General features: G+C 62.3%; 21 protein-coding genes. 8 read left to right on the top strand and 13 right to left on the bottom strand.

Annotated elements, in window-relative coordinates; translation table 11 throughout:
* Window positions 1-11: 11 nt before the first annotated feature.
* From AC07UC_RS30570 to AC07UC_RS30595, 6 genes are read right to left on the bottom strand one after another with little or no spacing between them, the layout of a single operon-like run.
* The gene (locus AC07UC_RS30570; RefSeq protein WP_494908451.1) at window positions 12-1,640 is read right to left on the bottom strand and encodes an AMP-binding protein; all 1,629 of its coding nucleotides are present in this window, start codon (window positions 1,638-1,640) and stop codon (window positions 12-14) included.
* 8 nt (window positions 1,641-1,648) lie between these two features.
* Window positions 1,649-2,398, bottom strand: a complete 750-nt coding sequence (locus tag AC07UC_RS30575) for an enoyl-CoA hydratase/isomerase family protein (RefSeq protein ID WP_494908452.1) — start codon at window positions 2,396-2,398, stop codon at window positions 1,649-1,651.
* A 10-nt stretch (window positions 2,399-2,408) separates the two neighbouring features.
* A complete protein-coding gene (locus tag AC07UC_RS30580; protein WP_494908453.1) occupies window positions 2,409-4,100 on the bottom strand; it encodes a methylmalonyl-CoA mutase family protein in 1,692 nt (563 codons plus the stop codon).
* Entirely contained in the window at window positions 4,097-5,092 is a 996-nt protein-coding gene (gene meaB / locus AC07UC_RS30585; protein ID WP_494908454.1) for a methylmalonyl Co-A mutase-associated GTPase MeaB, read from the bottom strand. The genes AC07UC_RS30580 and meaB overlap by 4 nt, the downstream gene beginning before the upstream one ends.
* A complete protein-coding gene (locus AC07UC_RS30590; RefSeq protein ID WP_202327564.1) occupies window positions 5,089-5,541 on the bottom strand; it encodes a cobalamin B12-binding domain-containing protein in 453 nt (150 codons plus the stop codon). Before AC07UC_RS30590 ends, meaB begins: the two co-directional genes overlap by 4 nt.
* A 25-nt stretch (window positions 5,542-5,566) precedes the next feature.
* Window positions 5,567-6,904, bottom strand: a complete 1,338-nt coding sequence (locus tag AC07UC_RS30595) for an aspartate aminotransferase family protein (protein ID WP_494908455.1) — start codon at window positions 6,902-6,904, stop codon at window positions 5,567-5,569.
* A 97-nt stretch (window positions 6,905-7,001) separates the two neighbouring features.
* Here AC07UC_RS30595 and AC07UC_RS30600 point away from each other — a divergent pair, with 97 nt between their 5' ends.
* Window positions 7,002-7,859 (top strand): LysR family transcriptional regulator, encoded by an 858-nt coding sequence (locus AC07UC_RS30600; protein ID WP_140774970.1) that lies wholly within the window; start codon window positions 7,002-7,004, stop codon window positions 7,857-7,859.
* A gap of 157 nt (window positions 7,860-8,016) precedes the next feature.
* On the opposite strand, the gene AC07UC_RS30605 is transcribed toward AC07UC_RS30600, so the two are convergent.
* Complete coding sequence (locus AC07UC_RS30605) at window positions 8,017-9,429, bottom strand: helix-turn-helix domain-containing protein (RefSeq protein ID WP_494908456.1); 1,413 nt, start codon at window positions 9,427-9,429, stop codon at window positions 8,017-8,019.
* Window positions 9,430-9,560: 131 nt separating this feature from the next.
* Between AC07UC_RS30605 and AC07UC_RS30610 the strand changes: the two genes are divergently transcribed.
* The 5 genes from AC07UC_RS30610 to scpA are packed head-to-tail and all read left to right on the top strand — an operon-like array spanning window position 9,561 to window position 16,031.
* On the top strand, window positions 9,561-10,142 hold the full coding sequence (locus AC07UC_RS30610) for a biotin transporter BioY (protein WP_494908457.1): 582 nt from the start codon (window positions 9,561-9,563) through the stop codon (window positions 10,140-10,142).
* Window positions 10,142-11,674, top strand: coding sequence for an acyl-CoA carboxylase subunit beta (locus AC07UC_RS30615; RefSeq protein WP_494908458.1), 1,533 nt, complete (start codon window positions 10,142-10,144; stop codon window positions 11,672-11,674). The genes AC07UC_RS30610 and AC07UC_RS30615 overlap by 1 nt, the downstream gene beginning before the upstream one ends.
* A 6-nt stretch (window positions 11,675-11,680) precedes the next feature.
* Complete coding sequence (locus AC07UC_RS30620) at window positions 11,681-11,893, top strand: hypothetical protein (protein WP_140774966.1); 213 nt, start codon at window positions 11,681-11,683, stop codon at window positions 11,891-11,893.
* Entirely contained in the window at window positions 11,893-13,896 is a 2,004-nt protein-coding gene (locus tag AC07UC_RS30625) for an acetyl-CoA carboxylase biotin carboxylase subunit (RefSeq protein ID WP_494908459.1), read from the top strand. The genes AC07UC_RS30620 and AC07UC_RS30625 overlap by 1 nt, the downstream gene beginning before the upstream one ends.
* Window positions 13,893-16,031 (top strand): methylmalonyl-CoA mutase, encoded by a 2,139-nt coding sequence (gene scpA / locus AC07UC_RS30630; protein WP_494908460.1) that lies wholly within the window; start codon window positions 13,893-13,895, stop codon window positions 16,029-16,031. The genes AC07UC_RS30625 and scpA overlap by 4 nt, the downstream gene beginning before the upstream one ends.
* Before the next feature lie 8 nt (window positions 16,032-16,039).
* Here the strand turns inward: scpA and AC07UC_RS30635 are convergent, their stop codons facing one another.
* A complete protein-coding gene (locus tag AC07UC_RS30635) occupies window positions 16,040-16,519 on the bottom strand; it encodes an Lrp/AsnC family transcriptional regulator (protein WP_140775224.1) in 480 nt (159 codons plus the stop codon).
* A 122-nt stretch (window positions 16,520-16,641) separates the two neighbouring features.
* Between AC07UC_RS30635 and AC07UC_RS30640 the strand changes: the two genes are divergently transcribed.
* Window positions 16,642-19,035 (top strand): thiamine pyrophosphate-binding protein, encoded by a 2,394-nt coding sequence (locus AC07UC_RS30640; RefSeq protein ID WP_494908461.1) that lies wholly within the window; start codon window positions 16,642-16,644, stop codon window positions 19,033-19,035.
* Window positions 19,036-19,149: 114 nt separating this feature from the next.
* Here the strand turns inward: AC07UC_RS30640 and guaA are convergent, their stop codons facing one another.
* The 5 genes from guaA to AC07UC_RS30665 all read right to left on the bottom strand — a co-directional run bounded on the left by guaA (window position 19,150) and on the right by AC07UC_RS30665 (window position 23,806).
* Window positions 19,150-20,712, bottom strand: coding sequence for a glutamine-hydrolyzing GMP synthase (gene guaA / locus AC07UC_RS30645; protein ID WP_056565210.1), 1,563 nt, complete (start codon window positions 20,710-20,712; stop codon window positions 19,150-19,152).
* A gap of 55 nt (window positions 20,713-20,767) precedes the next feature.
* Window positions 20,768-21,433: a 5'-methylthioadenosine/S-adenosylhomocysteine nucleosidase gene (locus tag AC07UC_RS30650; protein ID WP_494908462.1), complete on the bottom strand. Its 666-nt coding sequence runs from the start codon at window positions 21,431-21,433 to the stop codon at window positions 20,768-20,770.
* On the bottom strand, window positions 21,433-21,891 hold the full coding sequence (locus AC07UC_RS30655; protein WP_023686843.1) for a PaaI family thioesterase: 459 nt from the start codon (window positions 21,889-21,891) through the stop codon (window positions 21,433-21,435). The genes AC07UC_RS30650 and AC07UC_RS30655 overlap by 1 nt, the downstream gene beginning before the upstream one ends.
* Window positions 21,892-21,989: 98 nt before the next feature.
* Window positions 21,990-22,442 (bottom strand): TspO/MBR family protein, encoded by a 453-nt coding sequence (locus AC07UC_RS30660; protein WP_202323824.1) that lies wholly within the window; start codon window positions 22,440-22,442, stop codon window positions 21,990-21,992.
* Between the two features lie 74 nt (window positions 22,443-22,516).
* Entirely contained in the window at window positions 22,517-23,806 is a 1,290-nt protein-coding gene (locus tag AC07UC_RS30665; RefSeq protein WP_494908463.1) for an RsmB/NOP family class I SAM-dependent RNA methyltransferase, read from the bottom strand.
* A 302-nt stretch (window positions 23,807-24,108) separates the two neighbouring features.
* Here AC07UC_RS30665 and AC07UC_RS30670 point away from each other — a divergent pair, with 302 nt between their 5' ends.
* Window positions 24,109-24,786 (top strand): MIP family channel protein, encoded by a 678-nt coding sequence (locus AC07UC_RS30670; RefSeq protein ID WP_140774951.1) that lies wholly within the window; start codon window positions 24,109-24,111, stop codon window positions 24,784-24,786.
* Window positions 24,787-24,802: the final 16 nt, after the last annotated feature.

Below are 24,802 nucleotides of genomic sequence, written 5' to 3' on the forward strand. Positions count from 1 at the left end.
CCTCCGCCGCGCTAGCGTTGTCCTCGATCAAAGGTGGCCGCGCTCACACCGCGTTGCCGCAAGGTGTTCCTGGCGACCTTTTCGGTTGGCGTTTTCGGCAGCGGCACGTCGGTGATCTCGATGTAGCGGGGGATCATATGGCGGGGTGCGAGCTCCCTGAAGTGATCGAGCAGAGCGGCTGGTTCCAGCGTTGAACCCGCTCTCCGCAGGGCTACAACCATGATGTCCTCTTCCGTGAATTCCGACGGAACCCCGAACGCGGCGCTTTCAACGATGTCCGGGTGTTTCTCGGCAACGGTCTCCACCTCGTAGGCGGAGATATTCTCGCCCCGGCGCCGGATTGCTTCGTTCAGGCGATGCTTGAAATAGAGCCAGCCGTCTTCGTCCATGACGCCGGCGTCGCCGGAATGGTACCAAAGATTCCTGAGCGTCTGCACTGTCTTTGCGTCGGCGCGATAGTAGCCGGAGAACATGCTCCAGCTCTTGTTCGGACGCGACACGATCTCGCCCACCGTTCCGGGCGGAAGGGGTTTATCGGCCTCATCGACGATCGCCACGTCCCAGTCCGGGTGGGGCCGGCCGCAGGAACCCGGTTTCGTTTCGTCCACCGTGTCCAAGGTCACGAAGCTGGTTTCCGTCTGTCCATAGCCCGTGACCAGTTTCATGTCGAAACGGCGCTCGAAGGCCTGCCTGTCAGGAACCATGGGAATGCATTGGCACACCCTGACGGGGTTATTGCCATCGTTCCCGGACTGCGGCGCGCGAGAGAGGATGACGGCCATGGCGCCCAGGAGGTTTGTCGCGGTCGCGCCGCTGGCGCGGACCTGATCCCAGAATCGTGACGCGCTGAAGCCATCGACCAGCGTTGTCGGCGTGCCGTAGATCAGGGGGAGGAACACGCCGAACATCTGGGCGTCGGTATGAAACAGCGGCAAGGCCGAGAAATAGCTGTCGGCGGTCGTGTAACCGAGATTGGATGCCATGGCCGCTGCCCAGGAATAGCAATGATGGTGGGACATCAATGCACCCTTGGCGGGTCCGGTCGTGCCGGACGTGTACAGGATCGCCATCGGGTCGGAGTAGTGGATGTCAGCCAGATCAAACTCCGGCTTTGGCGCCAGACATTCCTCGAAACTGACAATACGGCCGATCTTGATGCCCGCCGCCCTCGCCTCGCCCGGATCGGCTCCAACGAGGATGAGTGTGCGCAGTCCGGGCAGCTTGTCCTGGACCCTTGCGAGCTCCGCAAGCGCGTTGGCGTCCGTAACGAGCACCTCCGCGCCACAGTTGTTCAGGTTATGGCAGAGCAAGTCTCCCTTCAGGCCGGGATTGGTCGGCACCTCGATCGCGGCCAGGCATGATGACGCAAACCACATCGCAACGAGTTCAAAGCAATTGGGCAGCAGCATCGCCACGCGGTCCGACCGGCCAACGCCCAGCTTGCGCAGGCCGAGCGCCAGCCGGCTGGATACGTCCAGCATGTCCTCGAAGCTTGCCGTACGCCCGCAGACGTCGATGAATTTCTTGCCGCCGAGCCTTTCGGCCTGCTCCAGCAGGATCCTGGACAGCACCCGGCCGGCTATGTCGTCTTCGTGCTTGCCGGGAATGTAGATGGAAGGCTGGATTTCGAGCATCGTCATGGGCGCGGTCAAAACTCTTTTGCCCGGGCCTGCGCCTCGGGAGACAAAAAGCCGCTGACCGTGGCTCTGGTCTCGAGGGTCATTGCGTCCGCGAGGGATGAATGAAAGCCTTCATTGATTGCGTGCTTGACGTCGGACACGGCACCGGCCGGCCGCCCGGCGATCGTCAGCGCCAGTTTTCTGGCTTCATCGAGCAGTTCGGCCTCCGCAAACAGCTTCCACGCGATGCCCACTTCGACGGCCTTCCTGGCATCGTGACGTTCGCCAAGGATCATCAGTTCCTTGGCGACCTGCGGGCCGACCTGTTTCGTCAGCAGCGCCGTCACGCCGCCGGTGACGAACAGCCCATAGCTGACCTCCGGGAAGAACCAGCGCGTGTTATCGGCAAACAGCCGGAAATCGCAGTTGATGGCCCATTCGAGCGCCCCTCCAACGCACCAGCCATGCACCGCCGCGATGACGATCTTCCTGGACTGCATGATCTGCAGGGTAATGTTCTGAATGGCCTCGACCCAGGCTTGCGTCGCGGCTTCGGACGAAGTCTGCGCATCAAGGTCCTTGAGGTCATCCCCGGAACAGAAAGCCCGTCCTTCGCCGTGGAGAATGATCACTCGGGTGGTTTCATCCGCTTCGGCTCTCGCAAGCGCCTGGGCGAGTTCATCGACAAGCTGCCTGTTCATGGCATTGAGCCGTTCGGGCCGGTTCAGCTTGATCCAGGCGACGGGCCCGTCGTTTCTTGAAATGACTGCTTTGGTCATGGCGTCCTCCTCAGACGATCATCGGTTCGGCGTAAGAGCCCCAGACATCGCGCAGCGCGGCGCAGATCTCGCCCAGCGTCGCCCTGGCTTTCACCAGTTCGATCGTCTTCGGGAGCAGGTTGATGTCGTCGGACCCGGCCTGCTGGGCGAGTTCCTGCAAAAGTTGCTGGACGCGAGCGCTGTCGCGATTTGTCCGCACCGCATTCAGCCGATCGATCTGCAGCTGGGTGCAATGATCGTCATAGGGATGGATGTGAACCTCCGCCGACCCGCTGGTCTCGTCGACATAGCGGTTGACCCCGACCGAGACCTTCTCGCCGCTGTCGATCTTCTTGAAGGTCGCATAGGCCGAGTCCGCCAGCTTCTGCTGGAACCAGCCCTCCTCGACCAGCCTGATCGCACCGCCGCGCTGGTCCACTTCTTCCAGCACCTTCCAGATTTCGGTTTCCATGTCGCGCGTCAGGCTTTCGACGAAGTACGAGCCGCCGAGCGGATCAATCACCGATGTCACGTTGATTTCTTCGCGGATGATCTGCTGGGTGCGGATCGCCAGTTTCATCGCCTCTTCGGTCGGGATGGCAAAGGCCTCGTCGAGACCGTTCGTGTGCATGCTCTGGCAGCCGCCCAGCACCGCGCCGAGTGCCTGGATGGCCGTTCGCATGAGGTTGTTGTGATGCTCGACCTTGGTCAGGCTCATCGCCGCGGTCTGCACATGCACCCGCAGCCGCATGGATTCCGGCTTCCTGGCCTTGAACCGCTCGGACATGATCCTGGCGTAGACGCGTCGCGCCGCCCTGAACTTGCAGATCTGCTCGAAGAAATCCTGGTGGCTGATGAAGAAGAACGACAGCCGGGGCGCGAAGTCATCGATGTCCATGCCGGCGGCAATGACCTCCTCGCAATAGGCGATGGTGAAGGCCATGATGAAGGCGATTTCCTGCAGCGCGTTCCCGCCGACATCGGACAGATGATACCCGCTGAGGCTGATCGGATTGATCTTCGGCGTCGTCCTGGCCGAGTGCATGATCAGGTCGCGCAGGAGCCTGACCGCGGGCCGCACCGGATAGATCCACTCCTTCTGGGCGACATATTCCTTCAGCGGGTCCGCCTGCAGCGTCCCCGTCAGCTTGTGCAGGTCATAGCCGCGCTGTTCGGCGACAGTGACGAACATGGCGTAGATGACCCAGGCCGACGGATTGATGGTCAGGGAGACCGAGATCGTCTCGAGGTCGATGCCATCGAAGAGGCGGTCGACATCGTCGACCGTATCGATCGCGACGCCAACGCGCCCCACTTCGCCGAATGCCATCGGGTTGTCCGAATCCAGCCCCAGCAGCGTCGGGAGATCGAAATCGGTCGAGAGCCCGGTCTGGCCTGTCTGGATCATGTATTTGTATCGCTGGTTGGTGGCTTCCGGATTGCCGAAGCCGGCGACCTGCCGGATGGTCCACGGCCGTCCGCGATACATCGTCGGATAGACACCGCGCGTGAAGGGATAGGCGCCTGGAAAGCCTAGGTCGGTCGCGGGGGTATCCGCGACATCGGCCGCGGTATAAATCCGCTTCAGCGGAATCCCGGATTCCGTTTCGTATGAGGGCTTCTCCTCGGGCCTGCTCTTCAGCGCAGCCGCGAGCTCATTGTCTTCCCACTCGGTTTGCTTTTCCCGGATGTCTTCGATCGCTTGCTTCGAGAACAGATTCATTCCACCCGTGCCTCACTGTCCCAACCCAGCAACCGGCAGGCGGCGACGGACGGGTCCATGTCCCTGTTCACCACCGCCTGGATGTGGTTCTCGAGGTCGTCGGTTTGCTCGTTGAACTTGAGCTGGAACAGATGCCTGGCGGTGCCGAGTATCCGCGTCCTGGACATGCCGCGCTGGCGCTGCGCCAATTCGCCGCTCTCGCGCAGATGCGCCCAGTGCCGGCCGATCGCGTCTTTCAGCTCGCCGATGCTCTCGCCCGAGACCGCACTGACCGGAAGAACGGGCGGATTCCAGCCCGTGCCTGTCTTGGCCGTTCCCAGCGCCATCATGCCTTTCAGGGCCGAAACCGTGGCCGGCGCCTCCGGCTTGTCGCATTTACTGACCGCGTGTATGTCGGCGATTTCCAGGATGCCTGCCTTGATCGCCTGGATGTCGTCGCCAAGCCCGGGAGCGGACAGGACCACGATCGTGTGTGCCGCCGTCACCACCTCCACCTCGTCCTGGCCGACGCCGACGGTTTCGATGATGATCGGCGAGTATCCCGCCGCATCCAGAATATCGACCGCCTGGAGGGTCGAGCGAGCGAGGCCGCCAAGATGGCCGCGCGTCGCCATGCTGCGGACAAAAGCCTGGCAGGACTGCACCGCATCGCTCATCCGCACCCGGTCGCCCAGAATGGCACCCCCGGAAAACGGACTGCTCGGATCGACCGCGATGACCCCGACCTTGTATCCGTCCGAAGCGAAAGCCTTGATGAGAGCGGAGACAAGGGTGGACTTGCCCGCGCCCGGCACGCCGGTGATGCCGACGATATGCGCCTTGCCCGAGTGCTTGTAGATTTCCGCCAGAGCTTCCGAGGCCTCGGCATATCCGGCCTCGGCACGTGAAATCATGCGGGCAATGGCCAGGATGCCGCCTGCAAGAACATCGGGCAAAAGCTCAATCGAAGGTATGTAGGCGGCGCGCTTCGCCTGTCTCGAGGATGCGCTCATATGCGACCACGGGCCTCGATCAGGTTCCTGATTGTCGTGACAATCAGATCGGCCCGTGCCTCCTGTGGAACGATGGCGTCGACGCCGCTTTCCGACAAGGCGGCGTAGTCTTGCTCTGGGATCACGCCGCCCGCGACAACGAAAATGTGTTCGGCTTTCTGCTCCCGCAGGCAGCGTCCCAATTCCCGAAACAGCGGCACGTGGGAGCCCGACAGAAGGCTGACGCCGATAACGTCGACGTCTTCCTGTATCGCGGCGTTGACGACCTCATTGGGCGATTTGTAGAGGCCGGTGTAGACGACTTCCATTCCGGCATCCCTGAGGATGCGGGCCACGATCTTGGCGCCCCGGTCATGACCATCCAGGCCGAGCTTGGCGACAAGCACTCGAATGGTGCCGGGCGAATGCACGTCGGCATCCACCCCGGCGCTGGTGGCCGGGCCAGTCATGTTCGTGTCAGTCATTGTTGCGCCTTCACTCCGCCGCGATGCCGGAAAGGCCCGCGGTCTCGGCAAGCCCGGATTCGATCGAGTCGGAAATGATCCTCAGGCCGAGGTCCAGTTCCTCCTCGGAGATCGTCAGCGGCGGGGCTATGCGAAACACGCCGCCCATCCCGGGAAGCTTGACGATGTTCATGCTCAGGCCGCGCCGGAACGCTTCCGCCGCGATCCTCGCGCCAAGCTCATGGTCCGGATCCCTGCGCTCGCCATTCTTGACGATCTCGACGCCAAGCATAAGGCCACGGCCACGCACGTCGCCGACGCATTCGTATCGCTGCTTCAGCCCTGACAGTCCGTCGAACAATCTCGCGCCCAGATGCCGTGCCCGCTCGACCAGCTTTTCTTCCTCGACCACGTCGAGCACGGCGAGGCCCACGGCTGCCGGCAGGGGGTCGGAAACATGCGTTGTGTAGAACAGGAAACCCTTCTCGTGCGCCGCCTCTTCAATCTCGGCTGTTGTCATCACCGCGGCCAGGGGAAGGCCCGCGCCGAGGGTCTTGGACAAGGTCAGTATGTCCGGCGTGACGCCGTCCCTTTGAAAGGCGAACATATCGCCGGTGCGGCCAATGCCGGTCTGCGCCTCGTCCAGGATAAGCAGCATTCCGCGTTCGCGGCATTTCTGCTTGAGCGCCGCCAGATAGCCGATCGGCAGTTCCAGCATACCGCCGCTTGAGAGGATCGGTTCGGCGATAAAGGCCGCGAGGTTGCCTGTCGACTGGCTGTCGACCAGATTGAACGCGTCGTCCAGTTCCGTGCGCCAGTCGAGCGACCCGTCGGCATGCTTGAAGCGCGGGCGGAAACTGTTGGGCGCCGGGATGGCCAGCGACCCGACAGCGGCAGGCCCATAGCCTTTGCGGCCGGCGCTGTACGTTGCCGATGCCGCCGCTCCCGTCATGCCGTGCCAGCTTTTCGAGAAGGCAACGATCTCGTGCTTGCCGGTCACCAGCTTCGCCATCCGGATGGCTGCTTCATTCGACTCCGCACCCGTCGAAAGCAGCAAGGTCCTGTCGAGGCCGGGCGCGAGCGCCGCAAGGCGCTCGGCAAGCTCGACCACGGGACGGGACAGCATGCCGCTGAACAGGTGCGCAACTTTCTCGACCTGCCGGCTGACCGTCGAAACAATCCTGGGGTGGGCATGGCCGAGCAGCGCGCTCATCTGCCCGGACGTGAAGTCGAGGATGGGCCTGTCGTCCGCATCATAGACGAATGAGCCCGCGGCGCGCTCGATGATGGCGGGTTCGAACGTGCCCCCATAGCGTATGAGGTGCTTCTGCGCCGAAGCCCAAAACCCGCGATCCAAGTTCTTTGACATCTCACAGCCCCGCTGAAGCGTTCAACAGGACAATTAGCGGTTGGCGCGGATGCAGTAAAATTGATAGTAATCGGATTCAGATATCAACGGAATTGATATGCACGCTCCACTTGATCTCCGGCTGCTGGCAACGTTCGTCCGTGCCGCCCATTCGGGCACGCTCAGCGCGACGGCCGTGCAGGTCGGGCGCACGCAATCTGCCGTGACCATGCAGATCCAGCGGCTGGAAGACGCTCTTGGCCGGAGTCTGTTTCATCGAAGCGGCAGCGGGGTCCGGCTGAACGGCAATGGAGAACGCTTTCTGGTCTATGCCGAACGCATCCTCAAGATCCATGACGAAGCGATTTCGGCGTTCTCGGACAAGGGTCTGCACGGTTCGATGACGTTCGGCAGCCCCGAGGATTATCTGAGCGCGTTCTTTCCCACGCTCCTGAAGAGCTTCGGAAGCCTCTACCCCGATATCGAGATCAAGGTCGTTTCCGCGCCGACCGTTGAACTGCGCACGCTCCTGCACTCGCGCCAGATCGACCTGGCGCTTGTCTCGACCCCGAATGCAAACAGTTCTGAGGATATCGTCCGCACGGAAGGGCTGGTGTGGGTGGGCAGCAAACCGACCCTGGCGCTTCACGAGTTCGGCGACATCGTGCCTCTGGCTCTGCCTGCATCGAACGCCATGGACCACAGAGCCGCATGCGACGCCATGGCCACCGCCAGGCTGCAATACAAAATATCGTATGCAAGCAACAGTCTTGCCGGATTGATTGCGGTCGCACGGTCTGGTCTTGCCATAAGCGTGATGACCGAGGAGGCGGTCCCATCCGACCTCCATGTTCTGAACGCCCCCCTTCCCCAATTGCCCCGCCTTGGCGTTTTGATCGCCTTTGCCGACACTGAACGGTCGCCAGCGGTCGACGCATTCGCCAATCACATCCGAAGCGTTCTTCCGTCGCTCTGAGACCGTCGATATCCGCACGTGTCGTCCGCACGCAATCCACGATGCTTGATGAGGCCCTATCCGGCGAGCAAGCCCTCGACAGATTTCGATCGAACGACTTTGGTCAGGTTGTAAGATCCGAGCCTCAATCCAGCTGAGATGGTGTCGCTCGCCGCCTTCAAGAAATCGTATACGGCAACGTTGCGCGTCGGTTGTGGTCCACCATTAGCCGGCTCTTGAGCGGTGGGACGGCGCGCTGGAAGCAATTTACGCGTTCGCAAATCCGGCATGATATGCCGATCGGATCGAAAGCTGTGCGGCTGGTAAGGTCAAGACCGTCGGCATAGACGAAGTCGGCCGCATAAGTGACCTCACAGCCCAAAGCGATGGCATAGCGCCGGTGCGGCGTATTGAAACCGCCGCCGCCCTTTGCGATTTCCGTGGCGACGCTCAGATAGCGCACGCCATCGGGCGTCTCGGCAAGTTGGCGGATGACGCGGCCCGGCGTTTCGAAGGCCTGATGTGCATTCCAGAGCGGACATGCCGCCCCAAAGCGAGCGAACTGAAGTTTTGCCGCGCTGTGACGCTTGGTGATGTTGCCGGCCCGGTCAATGCGGGCGAAGAATACGGGTACCCCCTTCAGCCCCGGCCGCTGCAAGGTTGAAAGACGATGGGCGATCTGTTCAAGGCTCGCACCGAAACGCGCCGCCATCAATTCGAGGTCGTGGCGGAGTTCTTTCGCTCCCGCCAGAAAATGCTGATAGGGCAGCATCAGTGCTCCGGCAAAATAATTGCGCAGACCTATCTTGCAGATCTCCGCGGATTCCTGTGTGCGGAAGTTCGCCCGCTGGATAATGGCTTCGATCTCTGCGTCCAATTCCAAGACGGCTATCTGGAACGCCATCTGGAACGTTCGTGTCGACGCCGGCGAATAGGGATTGAGGAAGAGGGCGCGGGAGGCGCCATGATATCGGCGCAGGATGTCCTCGCCGGGTTCCGCGCGCAGTATGCGCACACCGTGCCGGCTCTCCAGATGGTTGGACAGGACAAGTCCGGTATCGCGATCCGGGATCCCATGGGTCGTCGCCAGCCGTTCGGCTGCCAGATCGAGGTCAGAAATGTAGTTGTCGACGAAGTGGAAGAAGTCGCGGACTTCTTCGTATGGTGTTGGATCGCTCAAGGTATTGGTCCGAACCATATGATCATCGAAGCTTGCAAGCTGCTCGCTGTTGCGGCGATAGGCTTGGTGGCTGGCTATCAGCGCGTGGGCAAATCCTGGCGCATTTTGTGTGACGAGTTTCAGTTCCTGCAGGCTTGGCGAGTAAGCATCGAAAACCGGATCGGCAAGCGCCTCGCTGAGCGCGGAGAGCAGGCGATCGCTGTCGCTTCCAGACATCGATCCGATATCGATCTTGAAGTGCTCGGCAAGCGACAGGAGCACCGAGGCCGAAACCGGGCGCTGATTGTTTTCTATCTGATTGAGGTAGCTGGTCGAGATGCCGATGCGCTCGGCGAAGGCGGCCTGGGTCGCTTTGCTGCTTTCACGCAGCTCGCGGACTTTTCTGCCGATGAAGAGCTTGCCTGTGGCCATGTTCGCAACTTTGCAAAATGCATTTTGCAATTTTCTATATTATGCCTGCCTACCTGTTCAAACGTTTTCTCATTCGGGCTTGTCACCTAAGACCCAGGCAGCCGGGTTCTGTGCAAGGACAGGAGAAACGAATGACAATCTACAACGCCATTGCCGGGCGGTTGGGCACAACAAACCACTGGGTCGATGTCGCCACAGTGGTGGCAGCCTCGCTGCTGGTGGCGATCTCGGCCAAGATCGCGGTGCCTTTCTACCCAGTACCGATCACCATGCAGACCTTCGTCGTCATTGGCCTGGGATTGGCCCTTGGACCGGTTCGCGGCCTCGCCACCATTGCGCTTTATCTGGCAGAAGGTGCCGCGGGGTTTCCTGTCTTCGCCGGCACGCCAGAAAAGGGTATCGGCCTTGTCTACATGATGGGGCCGACGGGAGGCTACCTCCTGGGCTATTTGCCATCGGTTCTTGTTGCCGGTTGGCTTGCTGTGCGCGGCTGGGATCGCAATCCACTTTACGCCACGGCCGCTGCCCTGCTGGCCGCCGCTGTCATCTACGCGCCGGGGCTGCTCTGGCTCGGCAGCGTCATCGGATTCGACAAGCCGGTTCTGCGGTATGGCCTCATCCCGTTCATTCCCGGCGATATCGTCAAGGCGCTGCTGGCGGCGCTGGTCTTTCCCGCCGCCTGGAAATGGCTCGACGCGCGGGACTGCCGTTGATGCGCGCCGTTCTCGAACAGCTTGAAGCGCGCCGCGGCGAGGCCCGTCTCGGCGGTGGGCAGAAGCGCATCGATGCGCAGCATGCCAAGGGCAAGCTGACGGCGCGCGAACGCCTCGACGTTCTCCTCGATGAGGGGTCGTTCGAAGAATACGACATGTATGTCACCCATCGTGCGGTCGATTTCGGCATGGCCGGCCAGAAGGTGGCGGGCGACGGCGTCGTCACCGGTTGGGGCACGATCAACGGCCGGCTGGTCTATGTCTTCTCACAGGATTTTACAGTCCTTGGCGGCTCGCTGTCGGAGACCCACGCGCAGAAGATCTGCAAGATCATGGACATGGCGGTGCGCAACGGCGCCCCGGTGATCGGGCTCAACGACAGCGGCGGCGCGCGCATCCAGGAGGGTGTCGCTTCGCTCGCCGGTTATGCGGACGTGTTCAAGCGCAATGCCGATGCCTCCGGCGTCGTGCCGCAGATCTCGGTGATCATGGGCCCTTGCGCGGGCGGCGCGGTCTATTCGCCGGCCATGACCGACTTCATCTTCATGGTTCGTGACTCGTCGTACATGTTCGTCACCGGCCCTGACGTGGTGAAGACAGTCACCAACGAGGTTGTCACCGCCGAAGAGCTGGGCGGCGCGCGCACGCACACAACCAGATCGTCGGTTGCCGACGGCGCCTATGACAACGACATCGAAACGCTGGAGCGGGTTCGCGCCCTGTTCGACTTCCTGCCGCTCAACAATCGCGAAAGGCCTCCGGTCCGCCCCTTCCACGACGATCCGTCGCGGCTCGAAATGCGGCTCGACACGCTGGTGCCGGACAGCGCCGCCAAGCCCTACGACATGCGCGAGCTGATCCTGGCCATCGCCGACGAGGGCGATTTCTTCGAGATCCAGGAAGCCTTCGCCAGGAACATCCTCACCGGCTTCCTGCGCATCGAGGGCCAGACGGTCGGTGTTGTCGCCAACCAGCCGATGGTGCTGGCGGGCTGCCTGGACATAGACTCCTCACGCAAGGCGGCGCGGTTCGTGCGCTTCTGCGATGCTTTCTCGATTCCGATCCTGACTCTGGTCGACGTCCCCGGTTTCCTGCCCGGCACGGCGCAGGAATATGGCGGCGTCATCAAGCATGGGGCGAAGCTGTTGTTTGCCTACAGCCAGGCGACGGTGCCGATGGTGACGTTGATCACGCGCAAAGCCTATGGCGGAGCCTATGACGTCATGGCTTCGAAGCACATCGGCGCGGACGTCAACTATGCCTGGCCGACGGCCGAGATCGCAGTGATGGGCGCCAAGGGCGCGACCGAAATCCTCTACCGCTCCGAACTCGGCGACAAGGACAAGATTGCCGCGCGCACCAAGGACTACGAAGCTCGCTTCGCCAATCCCTTCGTCGCCGCCGAGCGCGGCTTCATCGACGAGGTGATCATGCCGCATTCATCGCGCAAGCGGATCGCGCGCGCCTTCGCGGCACTGCGCGGCAAGAACCTTGAGCCGCGCTGGAAGAAGCACGACACCATGCCGCTGTGAGGGCCCATGTGCACGCAGGTCCAAATTGACGGAATTCTCTGTTCGACCCCGCGGCAGCTGGCCGCCCGGCTTGGCGCCGAAGGACTGCTCGAATGGGTGGATCACCAAGGCGAGATGGACTGGTGCCTGTGCGTGATCGACGTGCCCAGGACATTGGAGCGTTCGGCGCTGAAATGGATACGCGAAGGGGAGTCGGAAATGTTTGTGGTCGAGCGATAATGTTCAGGAAAATCCTCATTGCCAATCGGGGCGAGATCGCCTGCCGTGTCATCCGCACGGCCCGCAAGCTCGGCATAGCGACAGTGGCGGTCTATTCGGATGCCGATCGCGACGCGCTGCATGTGAAGATGGCCGATGAGGCGGTCCACATCGGGCCATCGCCGTCGAGCCAATCCTACATCGCTATCGCCAAGGTCGTGGACGCGGCGAAGGCCGTGGGTGCCGATGCGGTGCATCCAGGCTATGGCTTCCTGTCGGAAAACGCCAATTTCGCCGGAGCCCTCAAGGACGCCGGCATAACCTTCATCGGCCCGCCGGTGGTGGCGATCGAGGCGATGGGTGACAAGATCACCTCCAAGCGCATCGCCGCCGCGGCCGGCGTTTCCACCGTGCCCGGTCATATGGACCTGATCGAGGATGCGGACGAAGCCGTGCGCATCGCAGCATTGATCGGCTATCCGGTGATGATCAAGGCGTCCGCCGGCGGCGGCGGCAAGGGCATGCGCATCGCCTGGAATGACCGCGAGGCGCGTGAGGGGTTCCAGTCATCAAGGAACGAGGCCAAGGCCTCCTTCGGCGACGACCGTATCTTTATCGAAAAGTTCGTCACCGAGCCGCGTCATATCGAGATCCAGGTGCTGGGCGACCAGCACCGCAACATCGTCTATCTCGGCGAGCGCGAATGCTCGATCCAGCGGCGCAACCAGAAGGTCATCGAGGAAGCACCGTCGCCGTTCCTCGACAAAGCCACCCGCAAGGCCATGGGCGAGCAGGCTGTCGCGCTGGCGCGCGAGGTCGGCTATTTCTCGGCCGGTACGGTCGAGTTCATCGTCGACGGCAAGAAGAACTTCTATTTCCTGGAGATGAACACCCGCCTTCAGGTCGAGCATCCCGTGACGGAGCTGGTGACCGGCCTCGATCTGGTGGAAGAGATGATACGCATCGCCGCCGGCGAAAGGCTGCGCTTTGGCCAGGACGACGTGAAGCTCGACGGCTGGGCGATCGAAAGCCGGCTCTATGCCGAGGATCCGTACCGTAATTTCCTGCCCTCCATCGGGCGCCTGACCCGCTACCGGCCGCCGGTCGAAGGGCGGCACGAGGACGGCACGGTCGTGCGCAACGACACCGGCGTGTTCGAGGGCGGCGAGATCTCGATGTACTACGATCCGATGATCGCCAAGCTCTGTGCCTGGGCGCCGGAGCGTGGCGGGGCGATAGATGCAATGGCGCGCGCGCTCGACGACTTCGAAGTGGAAGGTATTGGTCACAACCTGCCGTTCCTGTCGGCGGTGATGGCGCAGCCGCGCTTCCGCGAGGGCCGGCTGACCACGGCCTACATCGCGGAAGAGTTCCCGGACGGTTTTCAGGGCGTCGAGCCGAACGATACCCAGGCGCGTCTGCTGGCGGCCGTTGCCGCCTTCATCAATGCGAGGATCGTTCGCCGGTCGGCGCAGATTTCGGGTACGCTTGCCAACCATCCGCGCAGCATCGGCAAGGACTGGGTTGCGACGGTGGCCGATCGTGAATTCGCGCTCGTCATCGTTCAGGATGAAGCCAGCGACGTCATCGCCTTTGCCGATGGGCCGGGCCTGGCGGTGTCCAGCGACTGGCTGCCGGGCGACAGCCACGCAACCTTCGTCGTGGACGGCAAAGCGGCGGGCGTGAAGGTGTCGCTCAACGGCTCCGGCCTGCGCCTGCGCTGGCGGGGCATCGACGTCACCGCATTCGTGCGCTCGCCCCGCGTGGCCGAGCTTGCCCGGCTGATGCCGGTGAAAACGCCGCCCGACACGTCGAAGATGCTGCTGTGCCCCATGCCCGGCATCATCACCTCGCTCGCCGTGCAGGTGGGCGATACGGTCGAGGCCGGGCAGACGCTGGCGACTGTCGAGGCCATGAAGATGGAGAACGTGCTGCGTGCCGAGCGTCGGGCGGTGGTGAAGGCGCTCGCGACAAGAGCCGGCGCCAGCCTCGCCGTCGACGAACTCATCATGGAGTTCGAATGATGGCGGACGAGCTGGAACAGTGGCGCGCCCTCGCCGGGAGGGAAGTCAAGGCCGGCCCGGACACGCTTGTCTGGCGCACACCGGAAGGCATCGACGTCAAGCCTCTCTACACAGCACAGGATCTTGAGGGGAACGACTATCTCGGCGGCTTGCCGGGGCATAAACCGTTCCTGCGCGGGCCGCGCGCAACCATGTATGCCGGCCGTCCGTGGACCATCCGGCAATATGCGGGCTTCTCGACGGCGGAGGCCTCCAACGCCTTCTATCGCAAGGTGCTCGCCGCCGGCCAGCAAGGCGTGTCGGTGGCCTTCGACCTTGCCACCCACCGCGGCTATGACAGCGATCACCCGCGTGTCGAGGGCGATGTCGGCAAGGCGGGCGTTGCCATCGATTCCGTCGAAGACATGAAGATCCTGTTCGACGGAATCCCGCTCGACAAGGTGTCGGTGTCGATGACCATGAACGGCGCGGTGATCCCGATCCTGGCCAGCTTCATTGTCGCGGGCGAGGAACAGGGCGTACCGCGAGGGCTGCTTTCGGGAACCATCCAGAACGACATCCTCAAGGAGTTCATGGTCCGCAACACCTACATCTATCCGCCGGATCCCTCGATGCGGATCGTCGCCGACATCATCGAATACACGGCGAAGGAGATGCCTAAGTTCAACTCGATTTCGATCTCCGGCTATCACATGCAGGAGGCAGGAGCGACGCTGGTACAGGAGTTGGCCTTCACGCTCGCCGACGGGCGAGAATATGTCCGGGCGGCGCTGAAGAAGGGCCTCGACGTCGACGACTTCGCCGGCCGGCTGTCCTTCTTCTTCGCGATCGGCATGAACTTCTTCATGGAGGCGGCCAAGTTGCGGGCGGCCCGATTGTTGTGGACACGCATCATGGAGGAGTTCCGGCCGAGGAAAGCCTCTTCGCTCATGCTGCGCACGCACTGTCAGACATCCGGCGTGTCGTTGCAGGAGCAAGACCCTTACAACAACATCGTACGCACCGCTTTCGAGGCGATGAGCGCAGTGCTTGGCGGCACGCAGAGCCTGCATACTAATTCCTTCGACGAGGCGATCGCCCTGCCGACCGAGTTCTCGGCCCGCATCGCGCGCAACACGCAGCTGATCCTTCAGCACGAGACGGGCGTCACCAAGGTCGTCGATCCACTCGCCGGCTCCTACTATGTAGAGAACCTGACCAAAGAACTCGCCGACGCGGCATGGAAGCTGATCGAGGAGATCGAAGCGAAGGGCGGTATGACTAATGCTGTCATCGAGGGATTGCCCAAGCGCTTGATCGAAGAAGCGGCGACACGCAGGCAGGCGGCGGTCGACCGCGGCGATGAGGTGATCGTTGGCGTCAACCGGTACCGGCTCGACAACGAGGACAAGATCGACGTCCTCGACATCGACAACAAGGCGGTGCGCGGGGCGCAGGTGAAGCGCCTGGACCGGGTTCGCCGGCAGCGAGATTCCAGCCGGGTCGAAGCGGCGCTCGCCCAGCTGGAGAAGGTCGCCGTCACCGGCAAGGGCAACATGCTTGAAGCCGCAGTGGAAGCGGTGCGTGTTCGTGCAACGGTGGGCGAGATTTCCGATGTCTTGCGCGGGGCCTTTGGCGACCATGCGGCGACGCCCAAGGTCGTGCGCGGCGTCTACGGCCCGTCCTATGCCGGCGAACCGGAATTCACCACGCTGGTTGCGCGCCTGCAGGAGGTCTCGGCCTCGCTCGGCTCAAGGCCGAGGATCATGGTCGCGAAGCTCGGCCAGGATGGGCATGATCGTGGTGCGAAGATCATCGCCTCGGCCTTCGGCGATATAGGCTTCGAGGTCGTCACCGGCCCCCTGTTCCAGACGCCGGGCGAGGCGGCCGACCTGGCCATGGCCTCGAAGGTGCATGTCGTCGGCGTGTCTTCGCTGGCGGCCGGCCACAAGACGTTGCTGCCGCAGCTTGTCGAACTGCTGAAGCAAAGGGGCGCGCAGAACATTATCGTCGTCTGCGGCGGGGTCGTGCCGCGTCAGGATTATCAGTACTTGTTCGACCACGGGGTCGCGGCCGTGTTTGGTCCAGGCACCAATGTGCTGGATGCAGCGCGCGCCATCCTCGACCTGATGGAAGGAAAGCGCAGCAACATTTGATTTTGAATTTATCCGTGTTCGCTTATGGGAAGCGCCTGGGAGTGTTTCACCTGCCCTAGCGCAAAGCTCGACTCGATTGACGCAACTCCCTCCAAGCGTGTCAGCTTTTGCTTGAGAAAGCTCTCGTAGGCCTCGAGATCCTTCACAACGATCCGGAGCAGATAGTCTCGCTGCCCGGTCATGAGATAGCACTCGACAATCTCTGGCCAACGCATGACGGCCTTTGCGAACCGATCCAGTTCCTCTTCCCTTTGCCTTTCAAGTTTTATCGATGCGAACACGCTGATCGGCAGCCCAACTTTCACCTGATCGACAACCGCCACATAGCTCTTGATCACACCCGAGGCCTCGAGGTTACGAACCCGGCGCGCGCATGGTGACGGCGATAGTCCCACAATCTCGCTTAGCTTTTCGCTTGTCGCATGAGCATCGGATTGGAGAACTCCAAGGATTTTTCGGTCGATTTCGTCAATTTCTGCTTTTGACATATTCTGCCATTTTTTGAATGTAAATCGCTCAACCAGCCAATTTTACCAAAGCATCCGACCATATTTGGTCACACTCTGCTCATGTCGTCCAGTAGCTTATGTGCATTCGAAAGCGAGGGGCCATGGACAAACGGCGCTTGGAATTCCTGACGGAATTGGAGAAGAAGGTCCTGTGGCTGGCGACGTGGACGATCCATAACGCCAACCACCTTCGCTCGAGCGATGACGGGCTCAAGGTCGGTGGCCACCAGGCTTCGTCCGCGTCCTTGGCGACGATCATGACGGCGCTCTATTTCGCGATTCTGCGTCCCGAAGACAGGGTCGCCGTGAAGCCCCATGCAAGTCCCATCTTCCACGCTATCCAGTATCTGTTCGGCAACCAGACCCGCGAGAAACTCGAGGCCTTTCGCGCGTACAAGGGCGCACAGTCCTACCCATCCCGCACCAAAGACATTGATGACGTCGACTTCTCCACCGGCTCTGTCGGTTTGGGCGTCGCACAGACGCTGTTTTCATCGCTGGTACAGGACTATCTGCACGCGAAGGGCATGGCAGCGGATCTACCCGATGGAAAGATGGTGGCGCTTATCGGCGACGCCGAGATGGACGAAGGCAACATCTTCGAGGCGCTCCTTGAAGGATGGAAGCATGGGCTCCGCAACACGTGGTGGATCGTCGACTACAACCGCCAGAGTCTCGATGCCGTCGTCCGTGAAGGTCTGTGGGAACGATTCGAATCCCTTTTCCGGAATTTCGGATGGGACGTCGTCATTCTCAAATACGGCAGGCTGCTCGATGCCGCGTTCGCCGAACCCGGCGGCGAGGCGCTCCGACACTGGGTCGATACATGCCCAAACCAGCTCTATTCCGCGCTGACATTCCAGGGGGGCGCATCCTGGAGAAAGCGGCTTCTGGATGATATCGGGGATCAGGGCCCGGTATCGAAACTGATCGAAAGCCGTTCGGACGAAGAACTGGCACAGCTCATGGCCAATCTGGGCGGACATGATCTGCCGGCATTGCTCGACGCTTTCGAGGAAGCACGAACGCATGATCGGCCGGTGTGCTTCATCGCGTACACGATCAAGGGATTCGGGCTTCCGCTCGCCGGCCACAAGGACAACCACGCCGGCCTCATGACGGCGACGCAGGTCGAAGGATTGCGCGCCAGCCTCGGTGTGACACCTGGCCGTGAGTGGGAACCGTTCGAAGGCTTGTCATTGCCGGAAAGAGATCTGGTCGAATTCATAAAAACGGCGCCGTTCAACAGCCGCGGAACCCGTCGCTTTCAGGCGGCCAAGGTTGCCGTTCCGGAGAAGCTGCCAGCGCCGTCGCAGCCGTCCATGTCCACACAACAGGGCTTCGGACTGCTGATGCACGAGATTGCCAAGAGCGATACAGATCTTGCCGGCCGCATCGTCACCACGTCACCGGACGTCACCGTATCCACCAATCTCGGTGCATGGGTAAATCGCCGCGGGCTGTTTGCACGCGAGGAAATGGTCGATCTCTTCAGGAAGGAACGGATACCGTCCACCTTCAACTGGGAATTTTCGCCCAAGGGCCAACACATGGAACTTGGCATCGCCGAGATGAACCTGTTCATCATGCTGTCCGCTTTGGGACTGTCCCATTCTATTTTCGGCGAGCGGCTGCTGCCGGTAGGCACGCTCTATGATCCGTTTATCGAGCGCGGTCTCGACGCTCTCAACTATGCCTGTTACCAGGATGCCCGCTTCATCGTGGCGGCGACCCCTTCGGGCGTGACGCTTGCACCGGAGGGTGGCGCGCATCAATCCATCGCAACACCCCTGATCGGCATGGCGCAGGACGGCTTGGCCAGTTTCGAGCCAGCCTTTGTCGATGAACTCGCCACGATCCTGCGTTTCTCGTTCGATTATATGCAGCGATCCGGGGACAGCGAGCCAGACGCTGTGACATGGTTGCGGGATGCCGTTGGCGGGTCCGTCTACCTCAGGCTATCGACACGGTCGATCGAGCAACCGAAGCGTGAGGTCGATGGTGAACTTGCCGAAGCTATCGTCAATGGCGGTTATTGGATGCGCAGGCCTGGGCCCAATGCGCAGGCGGTCATAATCTATTCCGGCGCCGTGGCGCCTGAAGCGATCGAAGCTGTCGGGTTGATCGCCGAGGACCGGCGCGACGTCGGCCTGCTCGCTGTCACCTCGGCCGATCGACTGAATGCGGGCTGGACAGCGGCTCAACGCGCCCGCGAGCGCGGACTGATCCACGCACAGAGTCACGTTGAGCGTTTGCTGGCACCCGTGCCGGGACATTGCGGCCTCGTCACTGTGATTGACGGTCATCCGGCAACGCTGGCGTGGCTGGGCTCGGTTCATGGTCACCGAACCCGTTCGCTGGGCGTCGAGCATTTCGGGCAGACGGGCACGATCGCGGACCTCTATCGCCACTACGGCATCGATGCACAAGGTATAGCGACCGCGGCTCAAGCCATCGTACCAGGCAAGCCGATCAGACACATCCACGTGGTATAGCTGACCTGCCTGATCAGGGAGCTCGCTTTCCAAGCCGAGTGGCCCGCATTTACGATGCTGGCCACTCAAGGCACGAGAACGGCGCATCTCGGGTGGCGTTTGGGTGGGCTCAAATCACTCCCACTCGATCGTACCCGGCGGCTTCGACGTCACGTCGTAGACGACGCGGTTGATGCCTCGGACCTCGTTGATGATGCGCGTGGCGGCGGCGCCCAGGAAGGCCATGTCATAGTGATAGAAGTCCGCCGTCATGCCGTCGACCGAGGTGACGGCGCGCAACGCGCAGACGAATTCGTAGGTGCGGCCGTCGCCCATAACGCCGACGGTCTGCACCGGCAAGAGCACGGCAAAGGCCTGCCAGATGGCATCGTAGAGGCCAGCCTTGCGGATCTCGTCGAGATAGATGGCGTCGGCTTCGCGCAGGATCTCCAGCTTTTCGCGCGTGATGCCGCCCGGGCAGCGGATGGCAAGGCCAGGACCCGGGAACGGATGGCGGCCGATAAAGCTCTCGGGCAGGCCGAGTTCCTTGCCGAGCGCCCTCACCTCATCCTTGAACAGTTCGCGCAGCGGCTCGACCAGCTTCATGTTCATGCGCTCGGGCAGGCCGCCGACATTGTGGTGCGACTTGATGGTCACCGACGGACCGCCGGTGAAGGAGACGCTTTCGATGACGTCGGGATAGAGCGTGCCTTGCGCCAGGAAGTCGGCGCCGCCAAGTTTCTTGGCCTCTTCCTCGAACACTTCGATGAACAGCCGGCCGATGGTCTTGCGCTTCTTTTCGGGATCGACCTCGCCTTCCAGCGCCGAGATGAATTTTTCCGAGGCATCTACCAGGATCAGCGGCAGATTGTAGTGCTGGCGGAACATCGCCACCACGCCTGCCGCCTCGTCCTTGCGCATCAGGCCGTGGTCGACGAGTATGCAGGTGAGCTGGTCGCCGACCGCCTCGTGGATCAGCAGTGCCGCGACCGAGGAGTCCACGCCGCCCGACAGCGCGCAGATGACCTTGCCCTTGCCAACCTGCTTGCGGATCGCCTCGACCGCGTGCTCGCGGTAGGCGCGCATCGTCCAGTCGCCCTCGATGCCGGCGATGTTGTGGACGAAGTTCCTGAGCAGCCTCGCGCCATCGGGCGTATGCACAACCTCGGGATGGAACATGATGCCGTACATGCGGCGCTCGACGTTGCCGAAGATGGCGAAGGGCGAACTTTCCGACTTGCCGAAGACCTGAAAACCCGGCGGCAGGGCGATGACGCGGTCGCCATGGCTCATCCAGACCTGGTGCCGCTGGCCCGTCGCCCACAGGCCCTCGAACAGCGGGCTGTCCTTCTCGATCTCGACGAAGGCGCGGCCGAATTCGCGATGGTTGGAACTTTCGGCGACACCGCCCATCTGCACGCACATCGCCATCTGGCCGTAGCAGATGCCAAGCACCGGCACGCCGGCATCGAAGACGATCTGCGGCGCGCGCGGGCTGCCGATATCCGATGTCGAGGCCGGACCGCCGGACAGGATCACGGCTTTGGGATTGATGCGCTTGAACGCGGCTTCGGCCGACTGGAACGGCACGATCTCGGAAAACACGCCGGCCTCGCGGATGCGGCGGGCGATGAGCTGCGTAAACTGGCTGCCGAAATCGACAATCAGGACGGTGTCGGGGTGATTGGCTGTTGTCATGGCGAGCGTTTAGAGAAAGAAATGAGTCTGCGCAATGGGTTGCGTAGCCTGACTTTCAGACGGGTCTGGCCTGGTCGTTGGATGGAGCAGTCCGCAACAAGCCCGACCCGATCGCCTGTTCGAGGCGCATGACGGCCTCGGCCAGCTTCTCGTCGATGACGTGCAGATATTCCGTCCAGTCGCCGACATGCCTGAGATCAGCCGCGCCGTCTGAAATGCCGCGCAGCCCGATCAGGGGCAAATCGAACAGTTGGCAGGCGCGCAGGCAGGCGAAGGTTTCCATGTCGACCATGTCGGCCGCGATCGTGTCGTAGGCCGCACCGGTGATGATCGCGCCGCCGGTGGACAGCGTGGCTTGCCTGATTTCGGGTATCCGCAGCGGCAGCGGCACGATGACCGGCAGGTCGAGGAACGGCGTCGCGCCTTTCTCGAAACCCAAGGGCGAAGCATCGATGTCGCGATAACCGACCGAGACGGCCTGATAGATTTCCGTCTGTTCCAGGGTCCGGCTGCCGGCCGAGCCGAGCGACACGACGAGGTCCGGCAACGCCTTTTCCGACTTCAGCCAGGACAGCTCGGCGCCGAGCCGGACGGCGGCCTCGACAGGGCCGACACCCGTCATCAGCGGCGTGAACAGTTTTTGCAGATGGGGGCCATATTCGGCCTGCGCCGCCATGACGAAGAGGACATCCTTGCCGCCAATTCGCGTAACATTAGCCATCAGCCCGCAATCCCATCGCGGCCTACCACCGTCATCATCGTCCCCGTCATGGTCGCGATCAGCTTGGCTTCGCCGTCGGCGGCAAAGGCATAGGCCTGGCCATCGGCGACGATGATGGTGCGGCCAGGCTTGGTCACCGAGCCGCGAAACAGGAAGCGCTCGCCCCTGCCCGGCGCCAAAAGGTTGACCTTGAATTCGATGGTGAGCACGCCGGAATTTTCCGGCATCAGGGAAAAGGCCGCATAGCCGCAAGCCGAATCCAGCGCCGTCGAGATGACGCCGGCATGCAGGAAGCCGTGCTGCTGGGTCAATGCCGCCGAATAGGGCATCTCGATTTCGATGATGCCGGGCGTCACCAGTGTCAGTTCGGCGCCGATCGTGGCCATCGCCTGCTGGCGCGCGAAAGACGCCCTGACGCGATCCTCATAGTCCGGAGCCGGTACGATCTTTGCTGCCATCGCAATTGCCTTCAGTTTTGCCGGAGAAGCTTATCGCAGAGGCACGGGCGGCAGGCAAATGCTTTTGCTGCACTGCAACAAAACGACATTGGAGGGGCCTAGTTCAACCAGACAAGCGAGGCGTTGAGCACGGTGGCGAAGGCCACCCATGCCGCATAAGGCACGAACAGCCAGCCCGAAAGCCGGTCGCGGTTCCAGGCTCTCACGATGAACAGCACGATGCTGGCGAGAAGAAGCATGATGACGACCAAGGCGGGTCCCATCATCCTTGCTCCGAAGAAGGTTGGCGACCACAGGAAATTCAGGGCGAGCTGGACGCCCCAGATCTTCATCGCCGCTCCCGCCGGTGCTCGCTCCCACGTTCGCCAGCCGGCCACCGCGATCAGCACGTAGAGCAGTGTCCAGACGGGCGCGAAAACCCAGTTGGGCGGATTGAAGGGCGGTTTGACCAGCGATGCATACCAAGCGCCCGGCAACGTCGCATAGCCGATCAGCAAGCCTCCACCGATCACCAGGACAAGGAAAGGCAGCAGCGACAGATATTTTTTCAAGAATCCCACCCCAGAGCGACACGGCGCCGCGCATCTGCAACTGGGGCACTAGCGCTCCTTGTCAACGGCAGCGTTCAACTCGCCTTGCGCATGGCGCAGAAGTAAAACCCGTCAGTGCCGCTCAGTGCCGGTGACAGCGAAATATCCTCGCCAGTGCCGACCCGCGCTGCAGCCTCGTGCCCCGGAAAATGGCCACCCCACAAAGCGCGGTGATCGAGCGGGGCAAAGCCGCTGTTGCGCTCGCGAAACGCGGCGACCTGTTCGCCGTTCTCCTCGTCGAACACCGAGCAGGTGATGTAGACCAGCAGGCCGCCGGGTTTCACATACGCCTTGGCCGCATCGAGGATCGCCGACTGCTCACCCTTGCGGGCGTCGAGCTGCCTTTGCGTCAGCCGCCATTTCGCATCGGGACGGCGCCGCCAGGTGCCGCTGCCGGTGCAGGGCGCGTCGACCAGCACGACATCCATATGGCCAGAGAGCGGAGCGAGTTCGGCCGGCTTGGTGACGACCTGCACATTGCGGTTTTCCGAGCGGCGGATGCGGTCGAAGATCGGCGCCAGCCGCGCCTTTTCGGCATCATGGGCAAAGATCTGGCCTGTATTGCCCATCGATGCCGACAGCGCCAGTGTCTTGCCGCCGGCGCCGGCGCAGAAGTCCAGCACCTGCATGCCGGCCTCGGCGCCGGCAAGCGCGGCCGCTATTTGCGAGCCCTCGTCCTGCACCTCGAACCAGCCTTTCTGGAAGGCCGGCTCGGACTGTACGTTCGGGTGCCTGCCGTCGCCATCGATCGGCGGAATGCGGATGCCGAGCGGCGCGATCCGCGCGGCCCGCGCCCCGGTATCGGTCAGCTCCTTGAGGACCTTGGCACGATCGGCCTGCAGCGTGTTGACCCTGATGTCGAGCGGCGGGCGGGTCGCCAGCGCCGCGCCCTCCCCGACCCATGCCTCGCCAAAGGCCCGTTCGAAAAGCGGTTCGCACCAATCGGGTATGTCGGCCTGCACCGCAGGTGGGGCATCGGCAAGCCGGCGACCGGCGATCGTCTGCAGCTCGGTGGTGCTGAGCAGCGGAGGTGCGAACTTGTCACCGTCGAGCGCGTCGTTGAGCGACTGCGCCGTCTGGCTCCATTCGAGCAGCAATGCGCCGAAGCCGATGGCGCGCGGCGTGTCTTCGCCGAGCAGCCAGCCGGCGGAGCGTTTGTGGCGCAGCGCGTCGTAGACGATGTTGCCGATGGCCGCGCGATCACCGCCGCCAGCGAAGCGATGTGACAGGCCCCAATCCTTCAGCGCATCGGCCACCGGCCGGTGACGCCGGCCAATGTCCTCCAGCACTTCGATGGCCGCAGCCAGCCGTCCGCCCAGTCGCATCGGTCATTCCATCAAATCGTGATCTATCGCCTGCTCTTAGAGCCTTTCGCGTCCGGATTGAACCCCGCTCCGTCTCGCGACGAAGAGGCAGCCTGAAATCCGTCCGATCAATACATCTCGCGGACCGGCAACAGCAGATCGATCAATAAATGCAAGGTGTCTAATGTTCGTAACTGCCGACTGCAAGCACGACCTGTGGGGCAACCGCTCTGCTTTCCAAGTTTTTCGGTTGGTAATACTCTTCACACCATGATTCGCGGCGTGGAAAACGCGGACCGGCGGATCGCTACGAGGAGAGGGCAATGAAAACTTATTTGGCGGAAGTTCTAGGCACATTTCTGTTGGTGTTCATCGGTACGGCATCGGTGGTGACGGGCGGCTTCGGCGGCGCGCTGCCGCTCGGCCAGGAAGGCATCGGTCTGGCATTCGGCATCGGCCTCATCGCCGCTGCCTACGCGATCGGCCCGATTTCGGGCGCGCATCTCAATCCGGCGGTGACGCTCGGCGTCTTCCTCGCCGGCCGGCTGCCGGCCAAGGACGTCATCCCCTACTGGATCGCGCAGGTCATCGGCGCCATCCTGGCTTCGCTGGCACTGTGGATCATCGTTTCCGGCAAGACCAGCGAACCCATCACCAACTTTGGCGCCAATGGCTGGGACGTGGCGAAATGGGGCATGAGCTCGGCCTTCCTGTGGGAGCTGATCGGCACCTTCACCTTCGTCACGGTGATCCTGGGCGTTACGGCTGAAAAGCACTCGACGGCGTTTGCCGGCCTGGTCATCGGCCTGACGCTGGCCGGCATCCACTTCGCCATGATCCCGGTCACCGGCACCTCGGTCAATCCGGCCCGCTCCATCGGCCCGGCGCTGTTCACCGGCGGTGCCGCGCTCAGCCAGCTCTGGCTGTTCATCGTCGCCCCGCTGATCGGCGGCGCCATCGCCGGCGTCGTCGCCAAGGCGCGCGTCTTCGAGAAGGATTGATCTCAAGAGCTTGAAT

The sequence above is a fragment of the Mesorhizobium sp. GW821-FHT04C10 genome (assembly GCF_059420305.1).